Here is a 7,554-nt window from a genome sequence, read left to right as displayed (position 1 = left end):
CGAAGGCGTTGTATCAGTCAACATTGATGTCGGCTGATACAACGCCTTCGCGAGCAGGCTCACTCCTACAGGGGAGTTGAGTGAGCGTCAGGAGCAATTGAGGAACGGGCGGATGCCGTGATCGCGGAAGTAGCGCTCAATCACCTTCGGATCCGCGCTGTTATCGGCAATCGCCACATAGGTATCCGGGCGCAGCAGGTAAAAGCCGTTGCGCCCCAGTCCCGCCGTTTCAAACGCCGGTCGCCAGTCGAACACATGCAGCGGCAGATGATGTTCATTGCACCAGGCGATCATCTCGTCGCTGGTGTCGCCGTACACGTGCACCTGCCAGCACGGCTGGCGCAACGGTTCGTAATTATCCCCCTCACCATCATGCGCCCACGGCAAGCGGTCACCGCCGTGCACATGGCCGGCCACGCCCTGGCTCAGCGGCATACCGCGATAGTTGAGAGTGACTTGTGAAACCGTGCGAAAGAGGAATTCGCGACTGGCCTCGAATGAGGCCATTTTCGGAATCACAAACGGTGCCAGCCGCGTGCGCAGCAGGTCGGCGAGACGCCCCTCGGCGGTGACGAAACTGAAAACTTTGTCGGTCGTCGACACCAGTTTGCGGGCGAAGGCGATGCGTTCGGTTTCGTAAGTGTCGAGCAACTCCTGCGTGGCCGCGCCGCTGAGCACTGCCGCCAGTTTCCACGCCAGATTGATCGCATCGCCGATGCCGGTGTTCATGCCTTGCCCGCCAGCCGGGCTGTGCACGTGCGCGGCATCGCCGAGCAGAAACGCCCGACCACCGCGAAAATGCTCGGCGACGCGGTGATGCACGCGATACGTGGAGAACCAATGGACATCTTCAACATGGACGTTCAGATGTTCGATGGCGCGGCTGCTGACGTCGGAAAACTCCAGCGTCTCCGCGCGCTGCGCCCGCTCATCACGTACGGTGCCGATCAACCGCGCGCGGCCTTCGCCGGCCAGTGGGAAGACCGCGAGAAAATCTGCCTCGTCGAGATCGATGTGCAACTCGCCATTCATCGCCGGGCCGCTGGCCTGCACATCCGCGACGTAGAAAATCTGCTGATAAGTACCGCCGGGGAAACCGGCGTCGAGGGCTTTGCGCACCACCGAACGGGCGCCGTCGCAGCCGGCCAGATAACAGGCCTGACAGATCTCCTGCTCGCCATCGGACAGGCGTAAATGCGCAGTGAGACCATCGCCGTTCTCAGTGAAACTCTCCAGCGTGGTGTTGCGCTCGACGGTGACGCCGTAGTCTTCGAGTCGTTCGATCAGCAGTTTTTCGTGTTGATCCTGCGGGAAGATTTCGACAAATGCGTAGGGCGTCAGGCCCTCGCCGATACGGTTCAGCGGCAGCTTCGCGACCGGTTTGCCACTGACCCAGAAATTCGCCGCCGCGACTCGGTGGCCGTTGCGCACGATGGTGTCGGCCAGATCCAGTTGCCGGTACAACTCAAGTGTTCGCGCCTGCACCGCCAGTGCCCGTGAAGTGGTACCGGGGGCGGAGGTCTTGTCGATGATGCGCACGCGTACGCCGAGTTTGCTCAGCCACAGGGCCAGCACCAGACCGGTGGGGCCGGCGCCGGTGATCAATACGTCGCTGCGGTGCATGGGCCTTACCTCCGTTTGCTGTGGAACAAGTATGGCTCAGCTGTAAAAGGTAGCCAGTTCCGGCCCCTTCGCGAGCAGGCTCGCTCCCACAGGGGAACGCATTTCAATGTGGGAGCGAGCCTGCTCGCGAAGAGGCCAAATCAATCGCCATAGAAACAAAAAAAGCCCCGCAACCATGAAGCTGCGGGGCCTTTTTACGAGGGGCTGACGCTTAAAAATCAATCGTCCCCGACAACTTCGCCACACGCGGTTCACCCTGCGTCAGGTAACCGCCCTGAGCCGATTCCCAGTACTTCTTGTTCGCCAGGTTCTCCACGCCCAGACGCAACGTCACGTCCTTCTCCGACACCTTGAACGCATACCGCGCACCCGCATCGAAACGGTTCCACGTCGGCAGGCTCAGGTTGTTCGCCGCATCCGCATACTGGCCACCGGTACGCAGCATCCGCGCATTCAGCGCAACACCTTGCAGGCCCGGCACATCCCAATCCGCGCCAGCATTGAACTGGAACGTCGGCACGCCAATCGCCCGGTTGCCATCGTTGGCGCCGTTCTGGGTGTTTTTCAGTTCGGTGTCCATCAAGGTCAGGCCGCTGATCAAACGCAGACCGCTGATCGGCTCGCCGAAGACGTTCATTTCCACGCCTTTGTTGACCTGCTCGCCCTCACGCACGTAGGTGCAAGTGGTCGCACTGTCGATCTCGCAGTAACCGTCGCTCGGTTGCTCGATACGGTAAACACCCAGGCTCGCGCCATACGTGCCCATGTCGACTTTCACCCCAGCCTCGGTCTGCTTGGAGCGAGCCGGTGCGTAAACCTCGTTGCCGTTGGTCACGCGGAAGCCGCCGCTGCTGGTTGGCGACGTCGGGCCCTGCGCCAGACCTTCGATGTGGTTGGCGTAGAACGACACGTGTTCCCACGGTTTGAACACGATGCCGTAGACCGGCGTGGTGATCGATTCGTCGTAGCTCGAAGAGCGCGGGCCGCTGCCATAGCTGGCGTAACTGTAACCCTGCACGACCAATTGCTGACGACGCAGGCCAGCGGTGATCAGCAGGCGATCATCGAAGAAACCGAGGGTGTCGGACAGCGCGATACTGCGGTTGAAGGTCTTGCCGGTGATGCCCGGATCGCTGTTGTCGCCACCAGAGAAGTTGCCGACCGGCGATGGTGTTTGCACCGGGTGATAGATGTTGTTGGCGTATTTGGTCAGGTCGAAATCGTAGGCGCTGCGTTGTTCAGTCCAGATGCCGGTCAGGCCGAAATTGAGTTTGTGGCTGACCGCGCCAGTGTCGAATTTGCCGTTGAGGCCGGCCATGACGCTGGTGTTGTCTTCGTCGTGGGGGATGAACGAACCGGTGGTGAACGAAGCACCGTTGTTGCCAACCAGCGTGGTCGAGTTGTAGCGCCCGACTTCGCGGGTGTGCTTGGCGCCGCCGGCAGCGTAGGCAGTCCAGTTATCGTTCAGATCGTATTCGGCGCGGAGCATGCCGAAGGTGTCTTCGATGTCGGTGTAACCCCACTTCGGCGCATAGTTGGTGTCAGCCGATGGCGCATCCGGAATGTGTGTGGCTGTGCCGAGGTTGACCGAGTTGCGACCACCATTGACGCGTTCTTTCTGATAGGCGAAGTCGCCGGACAGGCGGAGGGCATCGCCGCGATAATCGAGGCCGATGGCGAACAGTTTCGAGCGCTGGTTTTCGTGATCGATACCGGTATCGCCTTCACGCTGCGACAGGTTGATCCGCGCGCCGAAGCGGTTGTCTTCCCCGAAACGCTGGCCGATGTCGAAGTGCTGACCAACGCGACCTTCGCTGTTGATATCGGTGGTGAAGCGGCGCAGCGGCTCGTCGCCGGCGCGTTTTGGCTGCAGGTTGACGCCGCCGCCGATGCCGGAACCGGTCGGGGTCACGCCGTTGATAAAGGCGTTCGGGCCTTTGAACACTTCCACACGCTCCAGCGCATCGGTGGAAATGATCTGCCGCGGCAGCACGCCGTAGAGGCCATTATAGGAAATGTCGTCGCCATTCAGCGGCAGGCCACGAATCATGAACACTTGCGACTGGTTGGAAAAACCCGACGCCTGACGTACCGACGAATCGTTGAGCAGCACGTCGGCGACGTCTTCGGCTTGCTGATCCTGAATCAGTTGTTCGGTGTAGGACGCGGCGCTGAACGGCACGTCCATCATGTCCTGATTACCCAACACGCCGAGCTGACCGCCACGCGCGACCTGACCACCGCTGTAAACCGGGGGCAGGGCGTTTGGCGTTGGGGCTTGGGCATTGATGTTGACGTTGTCGAGCACCAGCTCTTTATTGTCCGCTTCGGCGGCGTGAGCGGTAACGGTCAGGGAGCACAGCAGGGCGAGCAACGTCGGGCGGAACGGGACGGCGAGTCGGGCTGGAGCGGGCATTGTTGTACCTGGAGGCGCACGGCCGGTGAGAAAAGTTAGGGCGGCGCGGGAACTCCTTGCGCAAATGCGACTCCAGGTGCAAATGATAGGTTTTCTCAGTCACGTTTTGCAATCAGTTTGTCAGTACTCCCCATAACACCCGTAGGAGCTGCCGAAGGCTGCGATCTTTTGATCAGGTTTTTTAAAATCAAAATCAAAAGATCGCAGCCTGCGGCAGCTCCTACACGGATTGTGTATGGTGATCGCGGCTCAACGGACTGGAAGGAGCGCCATGCACACCCCTCGATTACTGATCACCCTCGCCGCCATGCTGGTGCTGGCAGGTTGCGCCAGTCAGCGCAGCGACGAACCTGCACCGCGTGCGCCGAATGAAGTGAAGGCCGAAATTGTTCGGCTGATGCCCGCTAAAATCGCCGATCGCCAAGGCTGGGCCACCGATATCTATGCCGCTTTCGCCGCGCAAAACATCAGCCCGACCACGCAGAATCTCTGTTCAGTGCTGGCCGTGGCCGAGCAGGAATCAACCTTTCAGGCCGACCCCACCGTACCCGGTCTGGGCAAAATCGCCCGCGACGAAATCGATCGTCGCGCCGGCAAAGTGCACATCCCCAGCCTGTTGGTCAGCGGCGCGTTGCAGGTGAATTCAACCAATGGCAAAACCTACAGCGAACGCCTCAACGCCGCGCGCAGCGAGAAGGAGTTGAGCGCAATCTTCGACGACTTCATCGGTAGGGTGCCCATGGGCCGCACGTTGTTTGGCGGCTTTAACCCGGTGCACACCGGCGGGCCGATGCAGGTCAGCATCGAATTTGCCGAGCAACACGCCAAGGATTATCCGTACCCGGTAGACGGCACGATTCGCCGCGAGGTGTTCAGCCGTCGCGGCGGCATGTATTTCGGCATCGCGCATTTGCTCGGTTACCCGGTGAGTTACCGCGAGCCGCTGTATCGCTTCGCCGATTTCAATGCCGGTTGGTACGCGAGTCGCAATGCCGCGTTTCAAAATGCGGTGAGCCGCGCTTCGGGCATTCCGCTGGCGCTGGACGGCGACCTGATTCGTTACGACTCGATCATGCCCGGCAGCACCGAACTGGCGGTGCGCACCCTCGGCAAATCGCTGGGTATGCGTAACCCAACCATTCGCGATCAACTGGAGAAGGGCAAAACACTGGAGTTCGAAGAGACCAAACTCTATCAACGGGTGTTTGAACTGGCGGAAAAAGCCGAAGGTAAAACCCTGCCGCGTGCGGTGTTGCCGGGTATCGTTCTGCAAAGCCCGAAAATCACCCGCAAACTCACCACCGCGTGGTTCGCCAAACGCGTGGACGAGCGTTACAAGCGCTGCATGGCCAAGGCCGGCTAAATCAAGCAGACATAAAAAACCCGGCTGCGGGAGCCGGGTTTCTCTGGGTTGTTGCGATGACGCGAGTCATTCAGACAGCGCGGCGTTCAAGCAAACGATCAGAGCCACCTTCAGCGACAGTGTTGCCTTGCAGACGATCGGAACCATCGGCGGCAACGGTGTTGCCTTGCAGGCGATCGGAGCCATCAGCGGCGACAGTGTTGCCTTGCAGACGATCCGAGCCATCGGCGGCAACGGTGTTGCCTTGCAGACGATCCGAGCCATCAGCAGCGACCGTGTTGCCTTGCAGGCGATCCGAGCCATCAGCGGCGACGGTGTTGCCTTGCAGGCGATCGGAACCATCAGCGGCGACGGTGTTGCCTTGCAGACGATCCGAGCCATCGGCGGCCACGGTGTTGCCTTGCAGACGATCGGAACCATCAGCGGCGACGGTGTTGCCTTGCAAGCGATCAGAACCATCTGCCGCAACAGCGTTCTGGTACAGACGATCCGAGCCGTCGGCGGCGATCATCGTGTGGGTTGGGGTAGCGGCGAAAGCATTAACTGCGAAGACCGAGAAAGCGATGCTGAGAAGAGTTTGGCGTTTCATGATGGTGTGCTCCGGGGTGTTGTTGGTTGGTATGGAGCTGATGTTACGCCGGGGATTTTTTATGAAAACTTCATTGACGTGATGGTGAACATCGACAGCAATGATGGTTGAAACGCATCCGTGTAGGAGCTGCCGAAGGCTGCGATCTTTTGATCTTGATTTGAAAGCGCAAGAGCAAAAGATCGCAGCCTTCGGCAGCTCCTACGTGGGACTTCAGAGGACTTTTACTGCGCGGCCAATCGCCTGAATCGGCCCGGTCGGTTTGCCGATCGGCGAGCCATTGGCGCCTTCCAGCGTCAACTCGAACAACTGATTCGCTTGCAGCGGTGGCAGTTTATCCAGCGGTACCCGCAACGCCTCGCCCGGTTTGACCAAACCCAGCGATACCGGCCCCTGCCAGCCATCAGCCTTGGTCCAGAATTCCAGCGCCTTGTCCGCCGGCACTTCGACCACGCCCAGCGGAATCAACTGTATCTCCCGCGAGTCGCTCGCCTGAATCACCCAGCCTGGCGCCTTGTCCTGCGGCGCCACCAGCACCACCAGATAACTCGGCTTCGGCGTGGTCTGGGTCAGCAGCATCGCGCCCAACACCAACGTCGCCGCCAGACCGGCAGCACTCAACCCGCGCCACAACGGCAACAGATTCCACCAGGACGTCGCCGGCGCTGTCTGCGTCAGCCGATCCACACTGCGTTCGATCCGCCGCCACAACTGCGCCGAGGGTTGCTGTGGTTCGGCCAGATCCGTCAGCTCCAGCAAACGCCGCTCCCAAGCATCCACAGCGGCGCGCAAATCGGCGTCATGCTGCAGACGCTGTTGCACCTCGATGCGCTGCTCGGCCGACAGGGTGCCGAGCACATATTCGCCGGCCAGTTCATCACGATCCTGCGCCGATTCAATGGTCATCCCATGCACTCCCGCAGCGCAGTGAGGCTGCGTTTGATCCAGGCTTTGACGGTGCCCAGCGGCGTGTCGAGGCGCGCGGCAATCTGCGCGTGGCTGTAGCCGTCGACGTAGGCGTGAAGGATGCAGTGGCGGCGCTGCGGCTCCAGTTGTTCGAGGCAACGGTGAATGCGCGCCGAATGCGCGTGGGCGTCGAACGCATCCTCGTCGTGCGCAGGCATTTCATGCGCTTCGTCGAACGGCGTTTCCCGCGCCTGATTGCGCAACTGATTCAGCGCCAGATGGCGGGTCACGCTGAACATCCAGCCGCGCGCCGAACCGCGCGCCGGATCAAAACCCGCCGCGCCGTTCCAGATTTTGATAAAGGCCTCATGGACGATGTCCTCCGCCAGCGCCGTATCACGCACCAGCCGCTTGGCCACACCGAGCAGACGCGGGCCTTCCTGCACATACAAATCGCGCAGGGCCGCACGCTCGCCCCGGGCACAGGCGGCGAGGCGGGCTTGGTAATCGAACTCGGATTCGGCTAAAGGCATGTCGTGCAATCTAGCTCACATTCCCCAAAACAACACAGAACCTTGTAGGAGCCGAGCTTGCTCGCGAAGGCGGTATGTCAGTTGACCCGTGCGTCACAGACCTACCGCTTTCGCGAGCAAGCTC

The 7,554-nt window shown here is 60.7% G+C and carries 6 protein-coding genes; 1 reads left to right on the top strand and 5 read right to left on the bottom strand.

The genetic code is table 11. The features are described from left to right. Nucleotides 1-87 precede the first annotated feature (87 nt). Both QMX93_RS28915 and QMX93_RS28910 read right to left on the bottom strand, forming a co-directional pair. Complete coding sequence (locus tag QMX93_RS28915; protein WP_282358977.1) at nt 88-1,623, bottom strand: FAD-dependent monooxygenase; 1,536 nt, start codon at nt 1,621-1,623, stop codon at nt 88-90. Nucleotides 1,624-1,834: 211 nt separating this feature from the next. Beyond that, the gene (locus tag QMX93_RS28910) at nt 1,835-4,039 is read right to left on the bottom strand and encodes a TonB-dependent siderophore receptor (protein ID WP_282358976.1); all 2,205 of its coding nucleotides are present in this window, start codon (nt 4,037-4,039) and stop codon (nt 1,835-1,837) included. Nucleotides 4,040-4,310: 271 nt separating this feature from the next. Here QMX93_RS28910 and QMX93_RS28905 point away from each other — a divergent pair, with 271 nt between their 5' ends. Then, nucleotides 4,311-5,402 (top strand): DUF1615 domain-containing protein, encoded by a 1,092-nt coding sequence (locus QMX93_RS28905; protein WP_282358975.1) that lies wholly within the window; start codon nt 4,311-4,313, stop codon nt 5,400-5,402. A gap of 70 nt (nt 5,403-5,472) precedes the next feature. On the opposite strand, the gene QMX93_RS28900 is transcribed toward QMX93_RS28905, so the two are convergent. The 3 genes from QMX93_RS28900 to QMX93_RS28890 all read right to left on the bottom strand — a co-directional run bounded on the left by QMX93_RS28900 (nt 5,473) and on the right by QMX93_RS28890 (nt 7,430). After that, nucleotides 5,473-5,991, bottom strand: a complete 519-nt coding sequence (locus tag QMX93_RS28900; RefSeq protein WP_282358974.1) for a hypothetical protein — start codon at nt 5,989-5,991, stop codon at nt 5,473-5,475. Nucleotides 5,992-6,204: 213 nt separating this feature from the next. Next, entirely contained in the window at nt 6,205-6,897 is a 693-nt protein-coding gene (locus tag QMX93_RS28895) for an anti-sigma factor (protein WP_282358973.1), read from the bottom strand. Beyond that, nucleotides 6,894-7,430: a sigma-70 family RNA polymerase sigma factor gene (locus QMX93_RS28890; protein ID WP_282358971.1), complete on the bottom strand. Its 537-nt coding sequence runs from the start codon at nt 7,428-7,430 to the stop codon at nt 6,894-6,896. The genes QMX93_RS28895 and QMX93_RS28890 overlap by 4 nt, the downstream gene beginning before the upstream one ends. Nucleotides 7,431-7,554: the final 124 nt, after the last annotated feature.

The sequence above is a fragment of the Pseudomonas sp. PS01303 genome (genome assembly GCF_029959385.1).
Taxonomy (GTDB): domain Bacteria; phylum Pseudomonadota; class Gammaproteobacteria; order Pseudomonadales; family Pseudomonadaceae; genus Aquipseudomonas; species Aquipseudomonas rustica.
The sequence above is the reverse complement of the archived record's forward strand: the minus strand, read 5'-3'. Positions and strand labels throughout refer to the sequence as shown.

Coding starts and splice junctions, on each gene's coding strand:
- QMX93_RS28915 (WP_282358977.1), bottom strand. CDS start 1,623: ATGCACCGCAGCGACGTATTGATCACCGGCGCCGGCCCCACCGGTCTG.
- QMX93_RS28910 (WP_282358976.1), bottom strand. CDS start 4,039: ATGCCCGCTCCAGCCCGACTCGCCGTCCCGTTCCGCCCGACGTTGCTC.
- QMX93_RS28905 (WP_282358975.1), top strand. CDS start 4,311: ATGCACACCCCTCGATTACTGATCACCCTCGCCGCCATGCTGGTGCTG.
- QMX93_RS28900 (WP_282358974.1), bottom strand. CDS start 5,991: ATGAAACGCCAAACTCTTCTCAGCATCGCTTTCTCGGTCTTCGCAGTT.
- QMX93_RS28895 (WP_282358973.1), bottom strand. CDS start 6,897: ATGACCATTGAATCGGCGCAGGATCGTGATGAACTGGCCGGCGAATAT.
- QMX93_RS28890 (WP_282358971.1), bottom strand. CDS start 7,430: ATGCCTTTAGCCGAATCCGAGTTCGATTACCAAGCCCGCCTCGCCGCC.